We start from the raw sequence: 24,831 nt of genomic DNA, 5'->3' as shown, positions 1-24,831 counted from the left end.
GGAATTATAGTGCTAGAGGGAATTATTGAAGAAATATTAATTAAAGAAGAGGAGTTACAAGAGAGAATAGCCCAATTAGGAGAAAAGATAACTAATTACTATAATCAAGATGATGAGATAGTTATGGTCTGTATTTTAAGAGGTGGAGTAATGTTTATGGCTGATTTGGCTCGTAAAATTAATCTACCAGTAGTCCTTGATTTTATGGATGTTACTAGTTATGAAGGAACTACTACTACAGGAAATGTTAGAATTATTAAAGACTTAGAAGAGAGTATTGGAGATAAGCATGTATTAATTGTAGAGGATATTATTGATACTGGTTTAACTTTAAAGCATGTAATTAATATGTTAAAGACTCGTAACCCTAAGAGTATTAAGGTCTGTACTTTATTGGATAAACCAGAACGTAGAACAGAAAAGCATGTTGAAATAGATTGGAATGGATTTGAGATTCCAAATAAATTTGTAGTGGGCTATGGATTGGATTATGAAGAGAGATATAGAAATGTGCCATTTATCTTCGTTCCTAAGTCTGAACTATATGAAGGATAGTATATTTTAAGAGATTTTATAATTCAATTAAGGCAAGTTGCTTAAAAGGATTTATGAAATTGATTAGTTTGCTATAACTTCTTTAATATGGTATAATAAATAATTGTGGAATTATATGATTTTATTTTTATGTATTTGGGAGGAAGGAGGATTAATAGTTGAAGAAATTTTCAAAAAGTATAGGTTTTTATTTGATAATTATAGCAATTGGTGTTTTAATAGCTCAGTATATTATTGCACCTAATCAACCTAGTGAAGAGATTACTTATAGCGAATTTATAAATAAAGTCGAAGCAGGAAAGATTAAAAAAGTTACCATCATAGGTGAAAATGTAATTCAGGGTAGATTAGAGAACAAAACTTTTAAGATAAATGTCCCTGGAACTATTGAAAAAGTTGAAGAGATATTACGAGTTAATGAAGTAGATATTGAGACAAGACCTGAGCCAGAACCACCTTGGTGGACAGGTGTCTTTGCTTACTTATTACCTACTGTAATCTTAATTGCAGCTTGGATCTTTATTATGAACAAGATGCAAGGTGGAGGCAATAAGATGATGTCTTTTGGTAAGAGTAAAGCTAGACTCCATGATAATGAGAAGAAGAGGGTTACCTTTGATGATGTAGCTAATTATGAAGAAGTTAAAGAAGAACTAGTTGAAGTTGTAGAATTTTTAAAGAGTCCTGAAAAGTTTAATAAATTGGGTGCTACAATACCAAAGGGGGTATTATTAGTAGGTCCTCCAGGAACAGGTAAGACCTTAATGGCTAGAGCTGTTGCGGGAGAGGCTGGAGTACCTTTCTTTATTATCAGTGGTTCTGATTTTGTTGAGATGTTTGTAGGTGTTGGTGCATCACGTGTTAGAGATTTATTTGAACAAGGGAAGAAGAATGCACCATGTATTATCTTTATTGATGAACTAGATGCTGTAGGTCGCCAACGTGGAGCAGGTGTAGGTGGAGGTCATGATGAACGTGAACAGACGTTAAATCAGTTATTAGTTGAGATGGATGGTTTTGAAGCTAATGAAGGGATTATCTTAATGGCTGCAACTAATAGACCTGATGTACTAGATCCTGCCTTATTAAGACCAGGTCGTTTTGACCGTCAAGTCACTGTTGATCGACCAGATTATAAAGGTAGAAGAGGCGTTTTAGAGATACATGTCAAGAATAAACCTTTAGCTGATGATGTAGATTTAAGTGTATTGGCTCGTAGAACTCCAGGTTTTACTGGTGCTGATATGGAAAACTTAGCTAATGAAGCGGCTATTTTGGCTGCACGCCGTGACAAAGATAGAATCAGTATGTTAGAGTTTGATGATGCCATTGATCGTGTTATTGCTGGTCCACAGAAGAAGAGTAGGATTATCAGTGATAAAGAAAGGGATATTGTATCATATCATGAAACTGGTCATGCTCTATTAGGAGAATTATTAGAACATGCTGATCCAACTCATAAGGTAACTATTATCCCTCGTGGTAGAGCTGGAGGGTTTACGATCAATCTGCCAACAGAGGATAAGAGTTTTATCACCAAATCTGAACTTTTAGATAAGGTTACTATGTTATTAGGAGGAAGAGTAGCCGAAGAGGTTTTCCTTGATGATGTTAGTACTGGTGCTCAAAATGACTTAGAGCGTTCTACTAAGATTATTAGAAATATGATTACCGATTATGGAATGAGTGAAAAGCTTGGACCACTTACTTTAGGTCAAAAGCATAATGAACAGGTATTCCTAGGTAGAGATATTTCACGTAGCCGAAATTATAGTGAAGAGGTTGCTTCACAGATTGATAAAGAGGCTAAAGACTTAGTATCTAAATGTTATGAAACAGCTAGAACCATATTGACAGAGAATAGAGATATGGTTGAAGATATGGTAGCTGAATTAAAAGAGAAAGAGACCTTAAATAGAAGAGAGATTAAAACGATTATTAGTAAATATAAACCTGGTTTTTATGATGATCTTGAAGAAGATTATTGGGATCTAAAAGAAGATAATGCTGAAGAGTAAACTAAAACCACTAGCAATTAATTGCTAGTGGTTTTTTTGCTTATAAAGCTGTTAAGTTATTTAGATTTAATTTGTTTTTATATAATTTTTATGGAAATAAGAAAAAGGTGTTTAATAATTTTCTAAGAATTAATATAAGTAAAATAAAAATAAATTGGAAATCTAAATGTAAAGTTAAGGTTTAAAGTTTTTTAAGATAATATGTAGAATTTATTACTTATTAGTATTAAAAATATTTTAACCTAAGAAAGAGGTAAAGCAATGAAACCATTATTAACTACTAAACTTAATCTCCCAGCTTTAAGCAAGTATTTAGTAAGTCGGCAAGACTTAATAATGCAGCTTAATCAAGGCTTAGATAAAAGACTAACTTTAGTATCTGCACCAGCAGGTTATGGTAAAAGTACTTTAATAGTTGAGTGGTTAAATACTATTAATATCCCTTATTGCTGGTTATCACTAGATAAAAAAGACAATGATCCTGTGCGATTTTTAACTTATTTAATACAAGCCTTAAAAAAAATTGATATAAATATAGGTAAGACTATTCAAACTTTATTAGCTTCTCCTCAATTACCTGCCTTTGAAGTTTTAATCACAAATTTAATTAATGATCTTGCTAAATTATCATCTACTTTTGTCTTAGTTGTTGATGATTATCACTTAATTAATGAGCAAAAGATTCATACTATAATTCAATATTTACTTGATTGTCAATCATTATCCCTCAACCTTGTATTAATTACCCGACAAGATCCACCTTTTAATCTTTCACGCCTTAGAGTAGCTCATCAACTAACAGATATTAGAGCTAAAGATTTAAAATTTAAGTTAAGTGAGGTTGAAGACTTCTTTAAAAATAAGATGTCTCTTAGTCTTAAACAGCAGGATATAGCTATTTTAGCTAATCGTACTGAAGGGTGGATTGCTAGTTTACAGTTAGCAGCTATTTCTTTACAAAAGAAGAATCAACAAGCAATTAATCGATTTATTAATTCCTTTGGAGGTAGTCATCGACATGTAATAGATTATTTATTTGAAGAGGTAATTAAAGAATTAAACCAAGATATATATATTTTTTTATGCCAAACTGCTATCTTAGATAGTTTAAATCCTGCTTTATGCAATGCTATAACAGGAAGAGAAGATAGTGCTAGAATGTTAAGTTTATTAAAAGAATCTAATCTTTTTGTTATTCCTTTAGATCAAGAATATAATTTTTACCGCTATCATCAGCTTTTTGCAGAGTATTTACTTACAGAACTTGATAAGGAAGAAAAAAATACTTTACATCTTAAAGCGGCTAATTATTTAGAAAAAGAGGGCTATTTAATTGAAGCTATTAATCATGCTATAGCTGCTAATACTACTAGTAAAGCTATAGCTTTAATTGAGAAAGTTGCTGATAATTTATTTCAAAATGGAGAAATAAAAACTTTAGTTAACTTAATAGATTTATTACCCCAAGAAGATATCAGAGAGGATATAAATTTAAATTTTTATAAAATTATTGGACTATTTTTTGATGGTCAAGTACAAGAAGCTGAATTTCACCTATCAATGTTAATAGATAATTCAACTGTAGTAGAGAAATCAGGATTTTTAGGCAGATGTAAATTGTTACAGGTTTTATTTAATATTATCAAAGGAGAAACTTCATTTTATAAATTAGCTAAAGAGTCTTTAGACCTTATTGATAAGTCTGATTACTTCTTTTATAGTGGAGCATTGTTAACCATTGGCTGGGCAGAGGCAAGTCGGGGCAGAATAAAAGAGTCAATCGATGCTTTTAATCGTGCATTATTTACTGGAAAGAAATTAGAACAGCCTTTTATAGCTTTAATAGCTTTAATTAATCTTGCTTTAAATCTTATTAAACATGGTGAGAGAAAAAAGGCTAAGGCGTTATGTCAACAAGGTCTTAGATATTTTGTTGATCAAGGGGGGCAATTGCTTCCTATAGCTGAAGTTATTTATATTACTTTAGGAATGGTAGCTTTTGAAGGAAATAAATTAAAAGAGGCAAAAGAGTATTTAATTAAGGGAATTAAGTTAGTAGAACAATTAGGTCTAACTCATCTTTATAGTGAAGCTAAGTTATATCTTGCTTCAGTTTATTATGCTTTAGGAGAGAGAAATGAAACTTTAGAGATCTTACAAGAGCTTTATGATTTTTCTAAAGTTATAGATTTCTCTTATTTAATTACTAGAATTGAAAATTATAAGATAGAACTTTACTTAAAAGAAGGTAATCTAGAATTAGCCTTAGAAAATTATGCTAATGAATCTAATGCTTGTGCCAATCAGATTTATATTCGTATTTTATTAGCCCAACAAAATTTTGAAAAAGCTTTAGAACTTCTTCAAACTATAGAAGAAAATACTAAACAACAAGAAAATTATAGGAACTTGATTACTATTCATCTTTTACAAAGCTATGCTCTAAAAGGGCTTGGAGCTAAAGATAAGGCAATTAAATATTTAAAAGAAGCATTAAGTATTGCTGCTCCAGAGGAATTTTATCGTTCTTTTATTGAAGATGGGCAGCCTATAACTCAGCTTTTGTCAGAAGTAAAGAGTTTAGCACCGACTTTTGTTAGTAATGTAATAAAGCAATTTGATAAAAATTCTAAAGTCAATGAAAATAATGAGAAATTAATAGAGCCTTTAAGTGACAGAGAATTAGAAATTTTACAGTTAATAGCTCAAGGATATTCAAATAAAGGGATTGCTAAAGAGTTATTTATTACTGTTGGAACGACCAAATGGCACATTCATAACCTTTACGGTAAGCTTGGAGTAAATAGACGTGCTCAAGCAATTAATAAAGCTAGAAAATTAAAATTAATTTGATTTTTATAGTCCTGAGATCTTTCGGGACTATTTTTATTATAGAAATTATATTCCAGGTTATTTTATAATCTGTAGCTTAATTTATATATAGTAGGTTTATTGTATGAATTTTCCTTTATGAAATTCTCTGATTTGAATAAAAAATATAAATAATTTATATAAAATAAGTATTATTTTCACAATATTCTATGTAGTTTAAGAAAATAAGATAATTATTTAAGCAGTTTATCTTGACTTAATTATAAAAAATAAGGTATAATGCCATTAATCGAACAATGTTCTAAACAATGTTTGATAGCATAAAGGAGGGAAAGTATGGAAACAAAAGATAAGATTATTATGGCAACTATTGATTTGATTAAAGAAAAACAGGATATAAAGAAAATAACAATGCGCCGTATTGCTAAAAAAGCAGATGTTGCTGTAAGTATGATTAATTATCATTTTCAAACTAAGGAGAACTTAATTAATAAAGCTGTTCAAAAATTTATAGGTACTATTATAAGTAATGCAGGTAAGCAATATCAAGATGTAGATATAAGTCCAGAAGAAAAAATGAGATTGGGATTAAAGAGAGCTGCTAAGTTTTTAGCTAATAATCCAGGAATAGCTAGAGTTTCTATTTTAAATGACTTAAAAAATGGAAGTATCAATGATAATAGTAGTCAAGTATTAGAGTCAATTGTTAAACAATTAAAAGAAGTTTATGGAGATAAGAAAGATGGCGTAGATTTAAAAATTATGGCTCAGCAGCAGTTAGCAACAGTACAAGTGATATTCTTAAGAACTTCTATCTTTAAAGAACAGACTGGAATTAATTATTATGATGATCAGCAAAGAGATGAGTTGATGGATAGAATTGTTGATAACATGTTAGGGAAGAGCTAATAATTATTATTAAAAGGAAGTGATTTTTATGAAAATACTGGCTGTAATTGGTAGTCCCAAGGGTAAGGGTGATGGGTATAAGATTGTTCAACAAATAGAAGAGCAAATGACGAAATTTGGTGATGCTACATTTGAATATCTATTACTTAAAGATTCTAATTTAGAATTATGCCGAGGGTGTTTTTTATGCGTCTCCAGAGGAGTAGATTTATGTCCATTAAAAGACGATAGGATAAAAATTGAAGAGGAAATTGTAAATGCTGATGGAGTAATATTAAGTTCACCAGGATATGTCTATAATGTTAGTTGGTTGATGAAGAACTTTATTGACCGTTTTGCTTATACTAACCATCGACCACGTTTTTTTGATCAAAAAGTAATGTTAATTGCAAATTCTGGAGGAGCAGGAATGGAAGAAACTATAGAGGCTATGCGTAATACTTTTGGGGTTGGGCCGGAAATAGTTGATGAACTAGCTTATGTGACTCCACCATGGCCTTTAACTGGTAAGGCTGAAGCTAAACAACGAAAAGCTGTAAGTAAAGCAGCAAAGAGACTTTATGATTCAATAGTGGAAGGGAAAAGGGAAGTACCAGGCATTAATAAGTATCTGCGATTTAAATTTTTTAAGAATGTATCTTCTTTGGTAAAAGATTACCTTCCTGCTGATTATGAATATTATGAAGATAAAGATGAGTATTATTATGATACTAAGATAAGTATATTTAAAAAGATAGCGGCATGGTTTGCGTTAAAGATAGGTATGTTCTTTATGCGTGATCTCTCTCCTAAGGATAGTAAATAACTTTTGAGAAGGTAGATAAAATGAAAACTGTTACTTATAATTAAAAAAAGATAATTATTATAGTAAAATTTCTTTCTTTACATAAAAAGTCATTAATAAGGTAAATGAAGAGAAGTAATAATTTAATTAATGATTTTATGGATTTTATAGAGCAAGAATAACTAGAGAATTTACGCTCTAAAGAGGAATATATTTTTAAATTTTGGACAATCGGGGTACTGTGGAAGTTATATGTTAATAGTGTAATAAGATATCTAAAGCCTTTTTATTTAATTTTAAAGAAGTTATATAATTTAAGAAGTAAAAAAGAAAGATTAAAGCCTAAGATTGATTTCTTACGTGGGATATTAGCAACATTAATATTATATTTCCCTTTAAGAAAGCAAAAAAATAATCTAACTATTAATCAACAGAATTTTAGTGAATTTATTTATTATTTAAAAGCTACTGGGGAATATAAGAAAGAAGTTAAAAGATTTAATAATTGGTTGAGCTATTTTGAAAGTAAATTTCCAGAATTTATTATTAAATATTTAACTAACTCTATTAAGTTATCTAAATGGTTTGAAGAGAATAGTAAAGAAGTTTTAGGTCAATATACAGAAGATGTTGAATATTTTCTTAGAGAAAAGCATAAAGAACATTTATAGCAAGAAGATGTTTTACTTTGTGCTAAGCAAGAAGTTGAGTATCATTTAAATATGGTAGGAGCTAGAATAATAAATCAGGCGTTTGAAGAAGAATTTAAATCTACCAAAGAAAAAATAGTATTATTGCCTACTTGTATGAGAAGAAAATCTGCTGCAGATTGTAAAGCTCAAAAAGATGGATTAAATATGATTTGTAGTGCATGTAGTCAAGAGTGTAATATTAATCAAATTAATCAAATTGCCCAAGAAGAAGATTTTAGAGTAGTAATGATATCTCATTCTTCTGATTTTTCTAAATTTTTAGAAAAGTGGCAAAACCAAGATGAAATTGAGCTAGTAGAGGTTGCTTGTGTTTTAAATTTACTATTAGGTGGCTATGAAATGAAGAGAGTAAGTATTCCAGTGCAATGTGTATTACTTGATTATTGTGGGTGTGAAAATCATTGACAAAAGGAAGAGGTTCCAACAAATTTAAATAGGGGAAGATTACTAGAAGTTATTGGTGGTATTTAAGTAATAATATGGGGTGGACAATTATATTTTTAGGATAGATTATTATAAATTAAAAAGGAGAGGAAAATAGAATGAAAAATTTTGTTTTAATTTTTTTATTAATTTCAATTATGGTTTTCACATCTGGTTTTAAAAATGAAGACCAAGTTGATTTAAAAGATAACAATGTTAATTTTGATAAGATATTTAAAGATTATGAAGGAACTTTTGTTTTATATGATTTTAATAATAATTCATATTTTAAGTATAATGAAGTTCAAGCAAATCAAAGAGTATCACCATGTTCTACTTTTAAGATATTTAATTCATTAGTAGGACTTCAAACAGGTGTGGTAAAGGATGAGAATACAATGAAAAAATGGGATGAAAAGAAATATTCAATAAAATCTTGGAATAAAGATCATACTTTAAAAACGGCTATAGCTAATTCAGTAGTATGGTATTATCAAGATGTTGCCTGTGATATTGGAAGAGATAGAATGAAGAATTATTTAGATAAAGTAGGATATGGAAACAAAGAAATTGGGTCTCGTATAGATATGTTTTGGCTTGATAATTCTTTAAAAATTTCTCCAAAGGAGCAGGTTGATTTTTTAACCAAGTTATACAAAGAAGAACTTCCATTTAATGATAAGGTAATAAATATAGTTAAAAAAATTATAGTTTTAGAAAAGGAGAATAATATTATTTTTTCGGGTAAAACAGGATCTAATGGGAAGTTAGGGTGGTTTGTAGGTTATTTATATAATAACGGCAATAGATATACTTTTGCAACTAATATAAAAGCTGAAAATGGTGCATATGGATGGAAAGCTAAAATAATAACTAAGAATATATTAAGAGAGTTAAATTTATTAAATTAGATAAGAACCAAAATTATGTAAATTTAAAATAATTGAAGTTAATATGATATAAAATTCTATGTTGGAACTAGCAACTAAAAAGGAGTTGTTGTTTAAATGAATATTAAAAAACTTATGGAACTTTCTCAAAAGCCTCAATTATTTGAAAGAAATAAGACTTTGTTTTGGGATGATCCACATATCTCTAAGAAGATGCTTGAAGCCCATCTTAATCCAGATTGGGATGCAGCCAGTAGAAAGATGTCAACTATAGATAAGTCGGTTGAATGGCTTAACGAGGATGTTTTTTCTAAGAAAGATATTAAAGTTCTTGATCTTGGTTGTGGACCTGGATTATATGCTTCTCGTTTAGCTAAGCTTAGCTATTCTATAACTGGAATAGATTATTCTCAACGCTCAATAAATTATGCTCAAAAAGAAGCTACAGAAAATAATTTAGATATTAAATATATCTATCAAAATTATTTAACAATTGACTTTGAGGCTGAATTTGATGTGATTATGCTAATTTTTTGTGATTTTGGAGCACTTACAAATGAAGAAAGAGATATTTTACTAAAGAAGATTTATAAAGCATTAAAACCAGGTGGTATATTTGTTTTTGATGTATTTACAGATAGGAATAGGGATAAAGATGTGTTAAGTAGAAGTTGGGAGATTACAGAAGATGGATTCTGGAATGAGAAACCGTATCTTGCATTAACTGAAACTTTTCTTTATCCAGAAGATGATACGTTGTTAGATCAGACAATAGTTATGACTGAGGATGGAGAAACTAAAATTTATAGACTTTTTAATCATTTTTATACTAAAGCAACCATAACTAATGTATTAGATGAATTTGGATTTAAAGATCATAGTTATTACTCTGATGTGACAGGAAAAAGATATTCTAAAAAATCAAAGACATTAGCAGTAGTTACTAGAAAATAGTATAGAATACTGTTATTAGCCTATAAGTTTAAAATTATAAAATAACTAGATGGAATTAGTTTTTCTTAATGTTTGAGAAAGAAGGAGATAGAAATGAAAAAATTAATTATTATCAATGGTCCAATGGGAATAGGGAAAACAACAATTTGTAAGAGATTATATAAAAAACTTAATAGTAGTGTTTGGCTTGATGGTGATTGGTGCTGGATGATGAATCCATTTCGTGCTACAGAAGAAAATAGAAGAATGGTAGAAGATAATATAACATATCTTTTAAACAATTTTTTAGATAATTCTGGCTTTGAATATGTAATATTTAATTGGGTTATCCATCATGAAGATATTTTTAAGATTATATTGGATAAGCTCCAAAATTATGAATTTGAACTTTATAAAATCTCTTTAATTTGTTCTAAAGAAGAATTAGAAAAGAGAATGTTAAAGGATGGACGTAAAGAAGAAAATATTAAAATGAGTTTGGAAAGACTTAAACTTTATCAGACTATGAAGACTATTAAAATAGATACTACAAATAGTACTGTAGAAAAGATAGTAGATGAAATTATAAATATTATAGAAAGAGGTGACTATTTATAAGTTAAGACTAAGAAATATTAGGAGGAATAATTACCGATGAGTAATATTGGATATTCAATTGCCAGTACAGAAGAGGATTTTAAGAATTTAAAGCAATTATCTCATGATGTATTTGATGATGAAGTAAAAGAATTAGTAGATGTACTAGTTAAATATGGAAGTGTTGATATAAAGACTGCAGAATATGGAATTGCAGGGACTATTAAGGAGTATCGAGGTCAGGGGATTAATAAGCGCTTAACAGAACTTTTTTTAAAAAATGTGAAGAACCAGGTTATGATTTGGCAGTAATTGAAGGTATTCTTTATTTTTATCGGAGATATGGATTTAATTACGCTGTTCCAATGACCAATGAAAGTTTAAACTTAGATTTAGTAGCTTTTTATCTGATTGTCAAATTGACAAAAATATGAAGGCTTGATTAATCTTTTATTCTTGGTGGACTATTATGGCTTTGCTTTACTTTTATAGAGGCCAAAAGAGAGGAGAAAGAGTTGCTTGATAAGTTTGGTAAAGAATATCAAGAGTATAAATCAGTAACACCTATGTTTATTCTAAATATTGTTTTATTAATTAAAAGTATAATTAACATAAAAAAATAAAATGATAAGATATAGTATTCAAATTATAAAATTATTATTAGTTATAGTCCCGAGATCTTTCGGGACTATCTTTATTATAGAATGAGAAAGTTTTAAGTCATCTAACTTTAAAACCTAACTTTCGTTAGGTTTATTAACTATCTGTTATCGATATAATTAAAATAGATTAAAAGAGAGGGGGTTAAATTTTGTCGAAGGCAGATTACAAGTATGAATTTATTATTAAAGGACATATTTCTAAACGCCATTTAACAGAATTTGATAAATTGAATCTGATACATCTTGTAGGAGGTAATACAAAATTATTGGGAAGAATAATTGATCAAGCCCGGCTATATTCAATAATTAATAAATTTAGCGATTTAGGTTTAGAACTTCTAATGGTAAAAAGAGAAGATATAGGTGGTGATGAAAATTAAAGTAGGGAAAAAGGTGATTATATATATGGGAATTATAGCAACTTTATTAATAGGGGTAATGGTATTAATGCCTGGACATACAGATCCTATTCTTAACTCAGCTGGAGAGGTTATTTCGGAAAGTATAGCTACTATGGAAAAAATTGAATTGGGGGAGTAGAGCAGTGGATAGTTATTAGAGGAAAGAGTGTTGATAATCCTATTTTGTTATTGCTTTCTGGAGGACCAGGTGCAAGTGAAATGGGAAGATTCTTAAAGTTTAATAAAAAGTTAGAAGATCATTTTATCGTAGTTAATTGGGAACAGAGGGGATGTGGTAAGTCTTATCCAGCGATAAAAGATAAGAAAGATCTAAATGTGGAGCAGTATGTTTTAGATATTAATGAGTTGACAGATTATTTAAAAGATAGATTTAATAAAAAGAAGATATATCTTTTAGGTCATTCTTGGGGGACAATTATTGGAACCAAAGCTGTACAGAAGTATCCAGAGCAGTTTTATGCTTATATTGGAGCAGCACAAATGGTTAATGTTTTAGAAACTGATAAATATATGTATCATTATGTTTTAGATGCAGCTAAAAGAGCTGGCAATGAAAAGTTAGTTAAGAAACTTCAAGAAGCAGGTGAGCCTCCATATTATGGAGAAGACCTACTGGAAAAATATAAGCCTTTTTTAACCAATTATGCTCAGTATTATAGAAGAGAGAATCCTTTTGAAGAAAAAAATTCTGAATGGTATAATCCAACCAGTATGATAATGCTAGAAGAATATAGTTTTATAGATAAGATCAGGTTTTTTAAAGGAATGTTAAATACCTTCAAAATTGTATATCCACAATTACAGAATCTTGATTTTGTTACTCAGGCAAATAAACTTGAAGTTCCTGTTTACTATATGATTGGTAAACATGATTATACAGCTAAATTTATTGAGGAATATTTCGAAATTTTAGAAGCACCGAGCAAAAAATTATTCTGGTTTAAAAGTTCAGCTCATGGTGAAATATGGACTGAAGCAGATAAATTTCATGAGCTTATGATAAATACAGTATTACCAGAGACTTATGGGCAATAATGAAACAAAAATAATTAAATTAACTAGAAAGTTATTGATTGGAGGAAAAATGAAATTAGAATTGGTGTATGATTATAAAAATAATGATTTACTGAGGAAAAGTTTTAATGAATTATGTATGCAGGTATTTGGAATCAGTTTTGAGAGATGGTATCAAAAAGGTTTGTGGAAGGATAATTATATTTGTTATTCCTATAAAGATGGAGATCAGATAATTGCTAATGTCTCTGTTACTAAGATGAAATTGAAGACGGCAAAAGGGGTTAGGAAGCTGCTCCAAATTGGAACAGTCATGACCGCTGAAAATTATCGAGAGCAAGGTTTGGCAAGAAAGTTGATGGATTATGTAACTAAAAAATATGAGGATGAATATGAAGCTTTTTACCTCTTTGCCAATCAAAGTGTAGTAGATTTTTATCCTAAGTTTGGTTATAAAGAAGTAGATAGACTACAATTTTTTACTAAAGAGAAAGTAGAATCAGATTTAACATATAACTTTAGAAAATTAGATATGAATGATAATGATGATCTAAGAATATTGGCTAAAATTGCAGAAAATAGAATTGCGACTTCAAATAAATTCTTTTTTGAAGCTAACGAAGAGATACTTTATTGGTATTGTCTAGAAATTTTCAAAGATAATATCTATTATAACAAGGATGAGGAGTTAATTGTATTATATGCTCTTGCTGGGGATGTTCTTAATATTTATGATGTTATCTCTACAAAAGCTATTAATTATAAGAAAATATTAGCAAGTATTCAAGAAGATGCAGTTAAAGAGACAGTATTTCATTTTAATTTAGAAGTAGAGGATCTAAGTATACAAAGTAGGGGATTTGATGCTCTTAAAGAAGATGATCATATGTTTATTAAGGGAAAGCTTAATATGGAGGGGCTAACATATCCAATTACTTCACACACTTAAACAATATAATAAGGAAATTGCTCTTATTGGGCAGCCTATATTATAAATTATTATAAAAACATAAGGAGGAATAATTATGAAGAAAAGTTTATTAATTATGTTAATTTTAGTTATGACTTTATTGATCTTATCAGCAGTTAGTAGTGCTGCTGAAATAGGAACTTGGGAAGGATATGGTGGTTTGGGCTATAATACCTATAGTTTAGAGGAAGCAAATGACCTTGCTTCTAATGAAGTAGATTCAGGGATTTCATTTTTAGTTGGACTTAAAGGATGGGTTAGACCAAAGATTGCAATTGGTGGTGAAATAGAAAGTATGGAAGTTGAGTGGGAAGATGATTCTTATAAAGCAGGTACAACAGGATATTTAGGAACAGTCAATTATGAATTTATACCAGGGATTTCTGCTTTTGGAGCAGCTGGTATCTATTTTGTAGAGTTAGATGGCTTTGGCATTGATGAAGGAGATTCAGGCTTTGGTTTTAAACTGGGAGTAGAAGGAGATTATAAAATCAGTGATAGTTTAGGTTTACAAGCAAGAGCACTTTATAGAAATAATAATGTTGAAGTAAAAGATTTAGAAATGGACTTTAGTGGATTTGGATTAGATGGAGCTTTAACGTATAAATTTTAGTATAATTAGTATATAAAAACTGACAAAGATTTCAGTTTTTATAGTGTCAGTAATCAGTGTGAGTAAGTTCAAAAGCATATAGAGGATTGTAATCAAAAAACTTTTTTATGTTCTATATAGCAGGGGGCAAAGATCTTTGCCCCCTATTATTAATACAGGAAGGAGGGTATTGAAATGAAGTGGATTTTAAATAAAGTTAAATATATTTTATTGATAATTTTTTTGATTATAGGATTAAGTGTACTCATTTTTAGTATTAAATTTTATAAAGATACGAAAATTGTAGAGACAGCATGGGAACAATCCGAAGTTGCTAAGATTAAAGATATCGGAAGTGTAAAGAAGTTAAGTATAATACCTTTAGTCGAGTCGGATACCAAAAGCGATAACTTAATAGGAGAGCCAGCAGTTTCATATTTAATCAAGGCTGATGGAAAATATATCTTATTTGATCTGGGATGGAATTCAAAAAAGGAAAATCCGTCACCATTATTAAAAAACATGGATAAGTTGGGAATAAATCTAAAATAAATTGATAGTATCTTTATATCCCATAATCATCATGATCATACAGGGGGTAAAGGGCTTGAAGGAAGTTTTGCCTTGTCTGATAATGATATTAATTTAAATGGTATTTCGGCTTATACACCACTAAAAATGAGACATGAAAGTGCTACTATTCAAGTAATCAAAGAGCCTAGAAAAATAGCTAATGGCATAGTAAGTATTGGACCGATAAGTAGAGCTATCTGGCTAGCTGGTATTGTTCAGGAACAGTCTTTAGCTATCAATGTAGAAGGAAAAGGCATCGTATTGATTATTGGCTGCGGTCATCCATCAATTGAACGGATTATCAAGAGAGCAGAGGACTTATTTGACCAGCCTATTTATGGAGTTATTGGAGGCTTACATTATCCAATTACTAATCCTACTAACCTTAAATCGATTGGGCAGAATATACTAGGTCCTAAGCTTCCCTGGCATAGATATAAAAAGTCAGAAGTTAGTGATGCTATTAGGTTGTTGACTGAAAAGAATGTAAAAGTAGTCGGAATCTCTTCTCATGATAGTTGTAATTGGACTATTAAGCAATTTAGAGATAGCTTTGGTGATAAATATAGAGAAATAGTTGTTGGTCAAGAAATTAAATTTTAGGATAAGTTAGTTTATAGAAGGGGGATATAATATATGATATATGTAATAAGCGGGACTTCACGCTCTGGTAAGACAATGATGGCAAATAAAATTTTAGAGGAGAAGAAAATCCCATATATGTCACTTGACTGGCTGGTAATGGGATTCACCAATGGCATACCTGAATATGGAATTCATGATAAGTTGTTTCCAGATGAAATAGCAAAGAAATTTTGGAGTTTTTTAAAGGGAATGTGCGAAAACATGATTTGGACAGATAAAGATTATGTTCTTGAGGGGGAAGCAGTTCTTCCAGAACTTATTTCAGAATTAACTGAGAAATATCCTGATAGAATCAGAGTTTGTTTTGTGGGGTATACAGATATAGATATAGAGAAAAAAGTTGAAGATGTAAAGAGGTATAGTACAGGTGAAAATGATTGGTTAAGCAATAAAAATGACGAGTACATATCAAACCATATAACCAATATGGTCGAACATAGTAAAATGATAATGAAAGATTGTAAGGATTACAATTTAAAGTATTTTGATACTTCTAAGGATTTTATTCCAACACTTAATCGGGCAATAGATTATTTGTTTGAGTGTCAAGATTAGATTTAAATAAAATAAGGTGGGGAACTTGGAGAATAAATTATATATAAGAAGGTTGCAGGAAGAAGATGCAGGAGAAGTATCAGAGTTGATACGCAGAAATTTCATGGAAGTAAATATTAAGGATTATTCATATCAAGAAATGAAGAAATTATATGATATATATAATGCAGAGAAAGTTCTTTAGGTAGCCAGTTATGCGCATAGTTATGTGGTTGAAGATTCAAAGCAGATTGTAGGCTGTGGTTCAATATCGAGTTATTGGGGAAAGGAAGATGAAAGCATTCTGTTATCGATATTTGTTTTGCCTGAATATCAAGGAATGGGAATTGGAAAGAAAATAATAAGTACGTTGGAGCAAGATGAGTATTATATAAGAGCTAAGCGAGTTGAGATACCATCATCAATAACAGCTTGTGAATTTTATAGGAAGTTTGGATATAACTATAAAGATGGGGTTAAAGCATTGGATGATGAAGGGCACTATAGGCTTGAGAAATTTAGGTAAATGGCAAACGGACGGTCTACGATTCACATAAATTGGTCCCTATTATACGAAGAATATGTTTAAGTATTGATAGAAAATCAGAAGGATGTCGAGGTTGCAAACAGGAGGATGTTAGGCAAAATACAACTTTACTATAATCTGTTTAAAATGGAAATAATATAAAGTATTGGAGTGATAAAAGTGATATATGAGATTGAAAAAGAGAATTTTAATTCTATCTATAGTTTATTAGATGATACGATGGACAATATTGAAGTAAAAGCAGTTATTGAAGGTATTAATCCAGGGTGGATTTTTGTAGATTCTATAGAGTCGCCTCAGACTGCTATGGTTTGGTCTAAAGGTATTCAAGGATTTTATTTTGTTGGAGATGAAAATAATCCAAAATTTAATAATTATATTAGTAATTTCATAGATGAAGAAATTAAGCCAAGAGCAATGAAGCGAAATTTAAATCAGTTTGAATTTAGTGGGGAAACTGAAAAATGGTGTCCTATATTAGAAGAGATATTTGGTGATAGGGATTTAAATAAGTCAAAACAATATATTTATAGATTGAATACTGATTTATGGAATGATTATGAAAAGCGAAAATTAGAAGATGGGTTTATACTTAAAAAAATTGATAAGGAATTGTTAAATAATAAAAGAATAAAGAATTTAGATTATATTATTTCAGAAATATTAAGATGGTGGGATTCATGTGATGATTATTTAGATAGAACATTTGGCTATTGTATTTTGTTTGAGGATAAAATAGTTAATTACTGTATATGTGACTTTGGATATGATAACATTCGACCAATGGGAATTGAGACTCTTGAAGAATTTAGGAGAAAGGGATTATCACAGATAACAACTGAAGCTTTTATAGAAACTTGTATAAAGAATCAACTTAGTCCATACTGGGAATGTATGGAAAGTAATATAGCATCAAGAACTTTAGCAGAGAAATTAAAGTTTAATAGAGAACGTATTTATACACTATATTCATTTCCATTTAGAAGTAAATAATTAAGTGATTTAGTTATAAAACTGTATAATTTCATAAGAAATTAAAATTTAGATAAAAAACTAATAATGAAAAAGAGTGATTAAAAATGAGTTATGATGTATTTTCATATGGAATGATATCTACAAGTAAGTTAGTATTATTGGAAAATGACTTTCCTAAGCCAGATTGTTATAGTGAGATAAAGAAAATATTTAAAATGACAGGTGGAGAGGCTGCTAATTCTTCAATTGTGTTGAGTAAGCTAGGCATTAGAGTAAAGCTAGATGGAAATTGGCTTGGCAACAATAGTGAAGAATTAAATACTATAAAGATATTGAATGATTTTGAAATTGATACAACTAGAGTAAAGATTAAAAATGATTATAAGGGGCCTTATGAATTAGTTTGTGCTGATAATGAAACAAGAACAATATTTGGAACCTATGGAGCATTATTTTCTTCAGGAGTAAGATGGAATAAAGCTAAAGAGGAAGATATTATTAATTCCAAAATTGTTTGTCTAGATCCTTTTTTTAAGGACGAATCAAAAAATATTGCAGAGCTTTGTATAAAGAACCAAAAACCTTATGTTAGCGTTGATTGTCGATATGATAATATAATTGCTAAAAATGCAGAAGTATTAATTATTTCAGGTGAATTTATAGGCCATCAATATAATGGTGTAGATAAAAAAGAATTATTTGAATCTTATATGAAAGAATGTAAAGGATTAGTGATTTTTACCTCAGGAAAAGATGAGATTATTTATTCAAGAAATAATAATATAAATACAATGAAACCATTTGAAGTAGAGGTTATCGATACTGCAGGCGCTGGAGATTCATTTAGATCAGGAATAATATTTGGTCTGCTTAATGGGTGGAGTGATAAGAGAACAATTCGATTTGCAGCAGCATTGTCTGCTCTAGTCTGTAATTCTTTCCCAGGTGTTTTGGAAGCACCAACTTTAAAAGAGGTTGAGGAGTTAATTAATATGGAGAATTAAGGCAAAGAAATATAAAAAAGGAGTTTATTATATGAGTAATTATAAGTTTCTTGCAAAAGATTATGAAGCTCTTAATCCCAAAGAGGTAATTTTTAAACAGGATAATTTCTTTAAAGATATAATTGATAGATACTCAATTAAAACCTGTCTAGATTGTTCCTGTGGTACAGGTTGGCATTTGTCTATGCTGGATGAACTGGGACTTAAATGTTATGGTTCTGATTTATCACCAGAGATGCTTCAATAGCAAGAGAAAATACAAATGGGAAAAGTATTGTTTTTAAAGAAGGAGAATACAGGTCTTTAGAAAGATTATGGGATATTAAGTTTGATATGATAATATGTATGTCCAACAGTATAAGACATATGTTGGGAGAAGATGAAGTTATAAAAGCTTTAAATTCAATGTATGAAAGGCTAAATGATGGAGGTATATTGATTATAGATAATGGCTTATCAGATAAATTAATAAATGATAAACCAAAAGTTCTTCCAGGAAGAATTAATAAAAATCAAGTGTTTTATTTTGTTTTAGAATATCCAAATGAAGAAGAGATAGTATTTAATATTTTAAATGTTCAAAAGACAAAAGATTCATTTAAGCATAGTTTTGAAATAATGCGATTAAATTCAATGAAAAAGAAAGAATATGAAGAATGTTTTTCAAAAACTAAATTTAGTAAAGTAGAATACTTTGGTGATTTTTCTTTTACACCATTTTCACTAGAGGAAAGTAGAAGAATGATTGCAGTAGCTGAAAAATAAATTTTAAGAAATCTGTTTATATAATTGATATTATGTAGTTGAGTCTTATTATATAGGAGTTATGAATCCCTAAGAGTATGATAAAAGTTTGTTATTTCTAATAGGGTATAGTATAAAAATTAGAATTATATGGAGGGGTTAAGATGAAAAAAATAAAGTATGATAATTATTATTGGCAGAATGATTTAGTTAGGTTGAGAGCAATGAAGCCTGAAGATTGGGAAGAACATTACTACAATCTTTTCGATAGTAAAGCTAGACGTTTACTACAATATGAATTAGAATTGCCTCCTACTGTTGAAGGAGCTAAAGCAATGACTGAAAAATTTGCAAATTTTGATCCAGAATCAGGAAGGTTGATGTTTACAATAAAATCTTTGGATGGTGAAGTAGTAGGTGCTCTAAATATTTCTGGAATTAATGAGAAGAACGGTACCTTTGGAATAGGAATACAGGTAGATAGAGACCATCGAGGTCAAGGTTATGGTACAGCAGCGATGAAATTATTACTAAACTATGCTTTTAATGAACGAAGGTTAAATAAATTTAATGTATCAGTTCTTGAAGGAAATATTGCTTCAGCAACAATGATGAAAAAACTTGGTTGCGTTCAAGAAGGTGTTAGAAGAAAGAATATATTTACTGATGGGGAATATAAGGATGAAATTTTATTTGGTTTGACAAGGGATGAATTTAATGAAAATAACTAAGGAATATAAAGGAGAAGATTTTTAACTTTTCCTAGATTGATAGCTTATAAGAAATCAATATCAATTAAAGAACTAACTAGAAAATAATTGATAAACATGAATTCAATTTATTTTAAGCAACTATATTTGAAATTAAAAACTATTGCTGGAAAGGAGGGGGAATTTAATTAAAGCTAATAGCTATATATAATACAAATTATTAAAATAACTAAAGGAGTGGATATTGATGTTATTAGTAGCTAAGAAAAAGATTTTATTTACTAGTTTGATTTTATCACTTGTATTTGTTTTAACAGGTTGTTTTGGTTCAGGGGGTAATGGAGACAATGATGTTTGGAAAAGTTATTCTAATGCTCATTATGGTATTAAATACCCAGAAGGATGGAAAAAATCATCTGAAATGATTGAAGAAGGTGAAATAGATATTTATTTTGCTGCTGGAAGTTTATTTCCTGATTTTAATCCTTCTGATTTTAAACCTTATCTTATAATAGATGAAACTTCATATTCTGAACCATTTACTAATGAAAATTTAGATGGATTAAGAAATTATATACTTTCTCTTTATTCCGATGCAGTAGAGGTTGAAAGTGAACAAATTAATTTTAATGGACAGTATGCATATGAATTTATTTTATCTGGTCCTATAGATCCTTATTTAGAAGAAAACAGTAGTTTTAATTCAAAAGTTAAAATTATTTCATTTGCAGAGGGAAATTGTCGGTATGAGTTAATTTATTATGCTATGCCAGATAATTATGATAGTTATTTAGGAATAGCAAATGAAATGATTAATTCAATTGAAATCTTTTAATTGATAATAAGGAATAACTGTAAAAGGTTATTCCCTGTTTATATAAAATACCCCAAAGTATTAGTTTATTATTAGCATTAAATCATAGAACCAAATATGAAAGTTACATGATATTATTGAACAGCCTTGGCACCAAAAAGTTTTTAGGATATATGATTATGATAAGCATATAGTTGAAATTGGTGAAAGTATGGAAGCAGTCGTGATTAGATACCATAAATAAGGAAATACAGTAGAAGAGATTATTAAGAAATTTTCTATGCCTAAAGAGTTTATAATAGATGTGATTGAACAAATTTAAGAATATTTTTAAGAAAGAATAATTAGGTTAGACCTCATTATAACCCTACCCTATTCTTATAGATTTGTGAATCTAAAATGAATTTTATCCAATATAGTATCTAGAACATATAACTTTTGTCTATAACTTAATATAATTATAAAACTTTTATAGAAATATTAATACTGGAAAATTTCAGTCTAAGTTCACGAGACTATAGTAATAGTGAATTAGAAAATGAAATTATAACTATCTTCAAAGAAAGCAGAAATAATTATGGAACAAGAAAAATAAAAGATAGATTAGCTAAGAAAGGATATTAAGTATCCAGAAGAAAAATAAGACAAATCATAAAAAATATGGCATAGTTTCTAATTATACTGTTAAGGAATATAAAGTTCATACTATCATAGGTTAATGTATAATCTATAGAGGGAGGTTGTCTATTTGAATACTATACAAAAATGTGGAGTGAATTATAATACTAATTTATTTAATAATAAATCAATAGATAAAGCAACTAACAACAGAAGAAAAAAATCTTCTGAAATACACGTAAGTACAGAGACATTTGTAAAATTAGCGCATAAATTGGGATATACTGATTATAGCGTTTCTACAGGTAAGCCAATATCTAATGCTACAGCATTTTCAGATGCTGCTTTATTTCGGGCAGATAGAAGAAAAAAATTTAATAATAGGTTTGATGATATTCTTGAAAAAATAATTTTAATTTATCATCTGATGAAAATATAAAGTTAACTGTTGATAAAGATTATAATGTAACAGTTAAGGGGATAGATAATCAAGAAAGAAAAGATTTATTAGAAGATATTTTAAATAATGAACAAGGATTTGGTTCAGAACTACTATTTCAAATTCATGGGGTAGACTCTTTTAATGGTACAGTTGACCATGATATATTTGACAAATGGCATATATATGATTTTTTAAAAAAAGCAGGACAGGGTATGGATGATTTAACAGTAGAAGACGGAAAACTTATAGGAGTAAATCCAAAGAGTAAATTGCAAAAAATAATTTCTGCTGGTAAATCACATCCGTTTTATGGTATGGTAGAAAAAACAAAACGTGTTTTAGAAAAAGGAATAGATGGTATACCAGATATGAAGAAAAGTATAGAATTTTATAATGGTTCATTTGTTGACATAAATGTTAAATATGGCTTTGGTACTAACCAGATAGATAGTTGGTTTGATGACTGTGTTCCAGACTGTGCTTCAGAATATAAATTAATTGATGTACATGGGTAAATCTAATTTTAATTTAGAAACTAATTGAATCTAGGTTAAAGGTTTTATAGCATAAGAGATTTATTTTTGCTAGTATGAGCTAAATTGATTTTACAAAAGAAAAAGATATTGTCTAACATGGTAAGGAGGAATTTTTAGCTACTAAAATTATTGACAAGCCAAGTTTATAATAGGTGTTATTAAACAAACTTAAAAATATTTTTAAGGGAGATTGGCACTGTGAAAGAAAAATTGAAGAAAATTTCATCAGGAATCGCAATTTTAATAGTAGTTTTTTAGTGTTCAATTTCATTTATATAGAAACCGATAAAGATTTCATATTAGCAATTATGAAGTTAATTTTAAACCTAAAAAATAAAAAAATTTAGTTCAATAATGAACTTTGTGACTAATAATAGTAATATATTAAATTAGCTACGGGTTTTAACCCGTAGGCTCCGTAAAAATTGTGATATTACCATAAATTTTATAAATTTCCACAGGTTGAAACCTGTGGTTATAAACTACAAACTTATCTGTAATTTTAGAAAAGGTATTTTCACAAAAATCGTGGAAGAACCAAAAATTTTAACCACGAATCTCACTAATCATCACGAATTAAAATCTAACGACTGATAGCTGTCAGTTGTCGGCTGTCAGCCAAAAAGTATTTATTGTTCGTGTTAATTAGTGACTAAAGGAATTTGAATTCATATATATATTAAAGTTATTGAAAGAAGAATAAAGGATGACTATAATCATATATTAACTTCTTATAAAGGAGGAGTTTATGAGTTAAATGAATTTCCTATTTTAAAATAGAAGTACATTTATTCATGTAGTATATCCATGATATGTTCAATGAAAGAGTATTATGGTCAATTAATAGAAGAGGATACTTTTATGAAGCGAAATAATATTAGTATGGATAGTATTAATATGAGTCCTAAGGATGTAGAGAAGTATTTGCAAATCTCAATTAACAACTATAATGTAGAGATAAAAGAGAATATTAAAGACTCTGAAGTTTTAGATATTATAATGAGACAACTGAAAGTAGGCATACCTGTACCTATTTTTTATTCAACAATTGATATTACTAAAAAGTACTTTTTAGTAAAACCTCTTATCTATTTTAGGTAAGGGTTTTATAATTCCTAACTTTCGTTAGGGGTATTTTATATGTTTATAGTGTATGATATAAGTATGGTTGGTATTTTTACTTTAATAACTTTATAAAGGAGTGAAGAAGATGAGGATTGAACATATTGCAATTTGGACAAATCAGCTTGAAAGATTGAAGGATTTCTATGTTAAATATTTTAATGCTAAAGCGGGCGATAAATATACTAATAGTACTAAGAAGTTTGAATCATATTTTCTGTCTTTTGATAAAGGGTGTCGCTTAGAAATTATGCATAAGCCATCAATACCTGAAAATTTAAATGATATACAAGAGCAGTATATGGGATTAATTCACTTTGCCATTTCAGTTGGTAGTAAGAACAAAGTTTTATCTATAACAGAAAGATTAAGAGAAGATGGTTATGAAATTATAGGAGAACCTAGAACAACTGGAGATGGATATTTTGAAAGTGTCATTTTAGATCCAGATGGAAATAGAGTTGAAATAACTGTTTGATAAATATAAGTTTTATTATGTTAAAAAACATAAATTTATAGATAGGGCAAACCTAATTTTAGATGGTTCAGGAGGTGGTTAAATTTATAATAAATAACAAACGCAAAAATTTAGGAGGAGTACTAACTTATATAGTACTCTTCTTTATTGTTTGGACTATATATGAGGTAGAAATTGCTACATTTATTAAAGATAATTATTCTACAAATATTTATATTATTTCAAGATTACTAATAAAAGTATTAGTTTGGATTTTTCCAGTTTTTTTATATCTTAAATTTTATGATAAGGTTAATCCATTATCCTATTTAAAATTAAAAGATAACACTAAACGAGGATTAGTAGGCGCAATTATGTTAAGTCTATTGTTTGCTATTTATAATTTTTCAAGAGTCTATTTTATGGGGAATTCAAAGTTAGATTTAAATCTTAATATGAATACTTTGATTAATGGAATAGTATTTGTAGGTTTTACAGAGGAAATAGTTTTTAGAGGGTTTTTGTTGAAGAAAATCTGGAATAATAGTTCTTTTAGAAAAGCAATGCTGATATCTTCATTATTATTTCTCTTTATTCATTATCCTGCTTGGTTTATTAAAGGTAAATTAATTTTTCCTAATTTAATTTTTAGTTCCATTTATGTATTTGGATTTGCTATTTTAGAAGCTTATATATTTAAGAAGACTAATTCATTATGGGCATGTATAGTAAGTCACTCTGTTCATAATTTTATTTTAAGTATATTATAGTGATATTTAAAACAAATTTTTTTGTA

General features: G+C 28.8%; 30 protein-coding genes and 3 pseudogenes. All 33 read left to right on the top strand.

Going from position 1 to position 24,831, the window contains the following annotated elements; genetic code table 11:
* Nucleotides 1-9: 9 nt before the first annotated feature.
* Nucleotides 10-555, top strand: a complete 546-nt coding sequence (hpt, locus tag U472_RS15475; protein ID WP_068719637.1) for a hypoxanthine phosphoribosyltransferase — start codon at nucleotides 10-12, stop codon at nucleotides 553-555.
* Between the two features lie 158 nt (nucleotides 556-713).
* On the top strand, nucleotides 714-2,573 hold the full coding sequence (ftsH, locus tag U472_RS15470; protein WP_068719636.1) for an ATP-dependent zinc metalloprotease FtsH: 1,860 nt from the start codon (nucleotides 714-716) through the stop codon (nucleotides 2,571-2,573).
* A 261-nt stretch (nucleotides 2,574-2,834) separates the two neighbouring features.
* The gene (locus U472_RS15465) at nucleotides 2,835-5,426 is read left to right on the top strand and encodes a winged helix-turn-helix domain-containing protein (protein ID WP_068719635.1); all 2,592 of its coding nucleotides are present in this window, start codon (nucleotides 2,835-2,837) and stop codon (nucleotides 5,424-5,426) included.
* Between the two features lie 315 nt (nucleotides 5,427-5,741).
* Nucleotides 5,742-6,314, top strand: coding sequence for a TetR/AcrR family transcriptional regulator (locus tag U472_RS15460; RefSeq protein WP_068719634.1), 573 nt, complete (start codon nucleotides 5,742-5,744; stop codon nucleotides 6,312-6,314).
* A gap of 28 nt (nucleotides 6,315-6,342) precedes the next feature.
* Entirely contained in the window at nucleotides 6,343-7,119 is a 777-nt protein-coding gene (locus tag U472_RS15455) for a flavodoxin family protein (protein ID WP_068719633.1), read from the top strand.
* Nucleotides 7,120-7,607: 488 nt separating this feature from the next.
* Nucleotides 7,608-7,769 (top strand): hypothetical protein, encoded by a 162-nt coding sequence (locus U472_RS16940; RefSeq protein WP_176714193.1) that lies wholly within the window; start codon nucleotides 7,608-7,610, stop codon nucleotides 7,767-7,769.
* A 39-nt stretch (nucleotides 7,770-7,808) separates the two neighbouring features.
* A pseudogene (locus U472_RS15450) lies at nucleotides 7,809-8,216 on the top strand (DUF116 domain-containing protein); the annotation flags it as partial.
* Nucleotides 8,217-8,353: 137 nt separating this feature from the next.
* Nucleotides 8,354-9,145, top strand: coding sequence for a class D beta-lactamase (gene blaOXA, locus U472_RS15445; protein ID WP_068719631.1), 792 nt, complete (start codon nucleotides 8,354-8,356; stop codon nucleotides 9,143-9,145).
* Nucleotides 9,146-9,241: 96 nt separating this feature from the next.
* Entirely contained in the window at nucleotides 9,242-10,078 is an 837-nt protein-coding gene (locus U472_RS15440; RefSeq protein WP_068719630.1) for a class I SAM-dependent methyltransferase, read from the top strand.
* A gap of 93 nt (nucleotides 10,079-10,171) precedes the next feature.
* Nucleotides 10,172-10,675 carry an AAA family ATPase gene (locus U472_RS15435; protein ID WP_068719629.1) on the top strand — a complete coding sequence of 168 codons (504 nt, stop codon included), beginning with the start codon at nucleotides 10,172-10,174 and terminating at the stop codon, nucleotides 10,673-10,675.
* A 36-nt stretch (nucleotides 10,676-10,711) separates the two neighbouring features.
* Nucleotides 10,712-10,966, top strand: coding sequence for a hypothetical protein (locus U472_RS15430; protein WP_068719628.1), 255 nt, complete (start codon nucleotides 10,712-10,714; stop codon nucleotides 10,964-10,966).
* Nucleotides 10,967-11,465: 499 nt separating this feature from the next.
* Nucleotides 11,466-11,696: a hypothetical protein gene (locus tag U472_RS15425; RefSeq protein WP_068719627.1), complete on the top strand. Its 231-nt coding sequence runs from the start codon at nucleotides 11,466-11,468 to the stop codon at nucleotides 11,694-11,696.
* 13 nt (nucleotides 11,697-11,709) lie between these two features.
* A complete protein-coding gene (locus U472_RS16935) occupies nucleotides 11,710-11,856 on the top strand; it encodes a hypothetical protein (protein ID WP_218059090.1) in 147 nt (48 codons plus the stop codon).
* Nucleotides 11,857-11,900: 44 nt separating this feature from the next.
* Complete coding sequence (locus tag U472_RS15420; RefSeq protein ID WP_342672731.1) at nucleotides 11,901-12,773, top strand: alpha/beta fold hydrolase; 873 nt, start codon at nucleotides 11,901-11,903, stop codon at nucleotides 12,771-12,773.
* 49 nt (nucleotides 12,774-12,822) lie between these two features.
* Complete coding sequence (locus U472_RS15415; protein WP_068719625.1) at nucleotides 12,823-13,701, top strand: GNAT family N-acetyltransferase; 879 nt, start codon at nucleotides 12,823-12,825, stop codon at nucleotides 13,699-13,701.
* Between the two features lie 76 nt (nucleotides 13,702-13,777).
* On the top strand, nucleotides 13,778-14,335 hold the full coding sequence (locus U472_RS15410; RefSeq protein ID WP_068719624.1) for an outer membrane beta-barrel protein: 558 nt from the start codon (nucleotides 13,778-13,780) through the stop codon (nucleotides 14,333-14,335).
* A gap of 174 nt (nucleotides 14,336-14,509) precedes the next feature.
* Complete coding sequence (locus U472_RS15405) at nucleotides 14,510-14,866, top strand: hypothetical protein (protein WP_068719623.1); 357 nt, start codon at nucleotides 14,510-14,512, stop codon at nucleotides 14,864-14,866.
* A gap of 72 nt (nucleotides 14,867-14,938) precedes the next feature.
* The gene (locus U472_RS15400; protein WP_068719622.1) at nucleotides 14,939-15,490 is read left to right on the top strand and encodes an MBL fold metallo-hydrolase; all 552 of its coding nucleotides are present in this window, start codon (nucleotides 14,939-14,941) and stop codon (nucleotides 15,488-15,490) included.
* A 33-nt stretch (nucleotides 15,491-15,523) separates the two neighbouring features.
* Entirely contained in the window at nucleotides 15,524-16,087 is a 564-nt protein-coding gene (locus tag U472_RS15395) for a P-loop NTPase family protein (RefSeq protein WP_068719621.1), read from the top strand.
* 16 nt (nucleotides 16,088-16,103) lie between these two features.
* Nucleotides 16,104-16,592: pseudogene (locus U472_RS17595) on the top strand (GNAT family N-acetyltransferase).
* Between the two features lie 180 nt (nucleotides 16,593-16,772).
* A complete protein-coding gene (locus tag U472_RS15385; RefSeq protein ID WP_068719620.1) occupies nucleotides 16,773-17,606 on the top strand; it encodes a GNAT family N-acetyltransferase in 834 nt (277 codons plus the stop codon).
* An 86-nt stretch (nucleotides 17,607-17,692) separates the two neighbouring features.
* Nucleotides 17,693-18,592, top strand: coding sequence for a carbohydrate kinase family protein (locus U472_RS15380; RefSeq protein ID WP_068719619.1), 900 nt, complete (start codon nucleotides 17,693-17,695; stop codon nucleotides 18,590-18,592).
* A 31-nt stretch (nucleotides 18,593-18,623) separates the two neighbouring features.
* Nucleotides 18,624-18,839 (top strand): class I SAM-dependent methyltransferase, encoded by a 216-nt coding sequence (locus U472_RS15375; RefSeq protein WP_068719618.1) that lies wholly within the window; start codon nucleotides 18,624-18,626, stop codon nucleotides 18,837-18,839.
* A 119-nt stretch (nucleotides 18,840-18,958) separates the two neighbouring features.
* Nucleotides 18,959-19,357 (top strand): hypothetical protein, encoded by a 399-nt coding sequence (locus U472_RS15370; RefSeq protein WP_068719617.1) that lies wholly within the window; start codon nucleotides 18,959-18,961, stop codon nucleotides 19,355-19,357.
* Nucleotides 19,358-19,500: 143 nt separating this feature from the next.
* Entirely contained in the window at nucleotides 19,501-20,067 is a 567-nt protein-coding gene (locus U472_RS15365) for a GNAT family N-acetyltransferase (RefSeq protein WP_068719616.1), read from the top strand.
* Between the two features lie 226 nt (nucleotides 20,068-20,293).
* Nucleotides 20,294-20,881, top strand: a complete 588-nt coding sequence (locus tag U472_RS15360; protein ID WP_068719615.1) for a hypothetical protein — start codon at nucleotides 20,294-20,296, stop codon at nucleotides 20,879-20,881.
* A gap of 112 nt (nucleotides 20,882-20,993) precedes the next feature.
* The gene (locus tag U472_RS17780; protein ID WP_083189975.1) at nucleotides 20,994-21,104 is read left to right on the top strand and encodes a VOC family protein; all 111 of its coding nucleotides are present in this window, start codon (nucleotides 20,994-20,996) and stop codon (nucleotides 21,102-21,104) included.
* Between the two features lie 284 nt (nucleotides 21,105-21,388).
* Nucleotides 21,389-21,567: pseudogene (locus U472_RS17275) on the top strand (IS3 family transposase); the annotation flags it as partial.
* 41 nt (nucleotides 21,568-21,608) lie between these two features.
* Nucleotides 21,609-21,917 (top strand): hypothetical protein, encoded by a 309-nt coding sequence (locus U472_RS15355; protein ID WP_068719614.1) that lies wholly within the window; start codon nucleotides 21,609-21,611, stop codon nucleotides 21,915-21,917.
* Between the two features lie 215 nt (nucleotides 21,918-22,132).
* Nucleotides 22,133-22,435 carry a hypothetical protein gene (locus U472_RS15350; protein WP_068719613.1) on the top strand — a complete coding sequence of 101 codons (303 nt, stop codon included), beginning with the start codon at nucleotides 22,133-22,135 and terminating at the stop codon, nucleotides 22,433-22,435.
* Nucleotides 22,436-23,317: 882 nt separating this feature from the next.
* Nucleotides 23,318-23,557 carry a hypothetical protein gene (locus U472_RS15345; protein ID WP_068719612.1) on the top strand — a complete coding sequence of 80 codons (240 nt, stop codon included), beginning with the start codon at nucleotides 23,318-23,320 and terminating at the stop codon, nucleotides 23,555-23,557.
* Nucleotides 23,558-23,666: 109 nt separating this feature from the next.
* Complete coding sequence (locus U472_RS15340; RefSeq protein WP_068719611.1) at nucleotides 23,667-24,056, top strand: VOC family protein; 390 nt, start codon at nucleotides 23,667-23,669, stop codon at nucleotides 24,054-24,056.
* A 74-nt stretch (nucleotides 24,057-24,130) separates the two neighbouring features.
* A complete protein-coding gene (locus tag U472_RS17090; protein ID WP_218059087.1) occupies nucleotides 24,131-24,805 on the top strand; it encodes a CPBP family intramembrane glutamic endopeptidase in 675 nt (224 codons plus the stop codon).
* Nucleotides 24,806-24,831 lie beyond the last annotated feature (26 nt).

It is taken from the genome of Orenia metallireducens, from assembly GCF_001693735.1.
Classification (GTDB): domain Bacteria; phylum Bacillota; class Halanaerobiia; order Halobacteroidales; family Halobacteroidaceae; genus Orenia; species Orenia metallireducens.
Note: the sequence above shows the minus strand (reverse complement) of the source record. Positions and strands in the feature narration are given on the sequence as shown.

Coding starts and splice junctions, on each gene's coding strand:
- U472_RS15370 (WP_068719617.1), top strand. CDS start 18,959: ATGTTGGGAGAAGATGAAGTTATAAAAGCTTTAAATTCAATGTATGAA.
- U472_RS15345 (WP_068719612.1), top strand. CDS start 23,318: ATGAAGCGAAATAATATTAGTATGGATAGTATTAATATGAGTCCTAAG.
- U472_RS15440 (WP_068719630.1), top strand. CDS start 9,242: ATGAATATTAAAAAACTTATGGAACTTTCTCAAAAGCCTCAATTATTT.
- U472_RS15410 (WP_068719624.1), top strand. CDS start 13,778: ATGAAGAAAAGTTTATTAATTATGTTAATTTTAGTTATGACTTTATTG.
- U472_RS15460 (WP_068719634.1), top strand. CDS start 5,742: ATGGAAACAAAAGATAAGATTATTATGGCAACTATTGATTTGATTAAA.
- U472_RS15415 (WP_068719625.1), top strand. CDS start 12,823: ATGAAATTAGAATTGGTGTATGATTATAAAAATAATGATTTACTGAGG.
- U472_RS15340 (WP_068719611.1), top strand. CDS start 23,667: ATGAGGATTGAACATATTGCAATTTGGACAAATCAGCTTGAAAGATTG.
- U472_RS15405 (WP_068719623.1), top strand. CDS start 14,510: ATGAAGTGGATTTTAAATAAAGTTAAATATATTTTATTGATAATTTTT.
- U472_RS15380 (WP_068719619.1), top strand. CDS start 17,693: ATGAGTTATGATGTATTTTCATATGGAATGATATCTACAAGTAAGTTA.
- U472_RS15430 (WP_068719628.1), top strand. CDS start 10,712: ATGAGTAATATTGGATATTCAATTGCCAGTACAGAAGAGGATTTTAAG.
- U472_RS15395 (WP_068719621.1), top strand. CDS start 15,524: ATGATATATGTAATAAGCGGGACTTCACGCTCTGGTAAGACAATGATG.
- U472_RS15360 (WP_068719615.1), top strand. CDS start 20,294: ATGTTATTAGTAGCTAAGAAAAAGATTTTATTTACTAGTTTGATTTTA.
- U472_RS15455 (WP_068719633.1), top strand. CDS start 6,343: ATGAAAATACTGGCTGTAATTGGTAGTCCCAAGGGTAAGGGTGATGGG.
- U472_RS15375 (WP_068719618.1), top strand. CDS start 18,624: ATGAGTAATTATAAGTTTCTTGCAAAAGATTATGAAGCTCTTAATCCC.
- U472_RS15365 (WP_068719616.1), top strand. CDS start 19,501: ATGAAAAAAATAAAGTATGATAATTATTATTGGCAGAATGATTTAGTT.
- U472_RS15435 (WP_068719629.1), top strand. CDS start 10,172: ATGAAAAAATTAATTATTATCAATGGTCCAATGGGAATAGGGAAAACA.
- blaOXA (WP_068719631.1), top strand. CDS start 8,354: ATGAAAAATTTTGTTTTAATTTTTTTATTAATTTCAATTATGGTTTTC.
- U472_RS15465 (WP_068719635.1), top strand. CDS start 2,835: ATGAAACCATTATTAACTACTAAACTTAATCTCCCAGCTTTAAGCAAG.
- U472_RS15350 (WP_068719613.1), top strand. CDS start 22,133: ATGGATGATTTAACAGTAGAAGACGGAAAACTTATAGGAGTAAATCCA.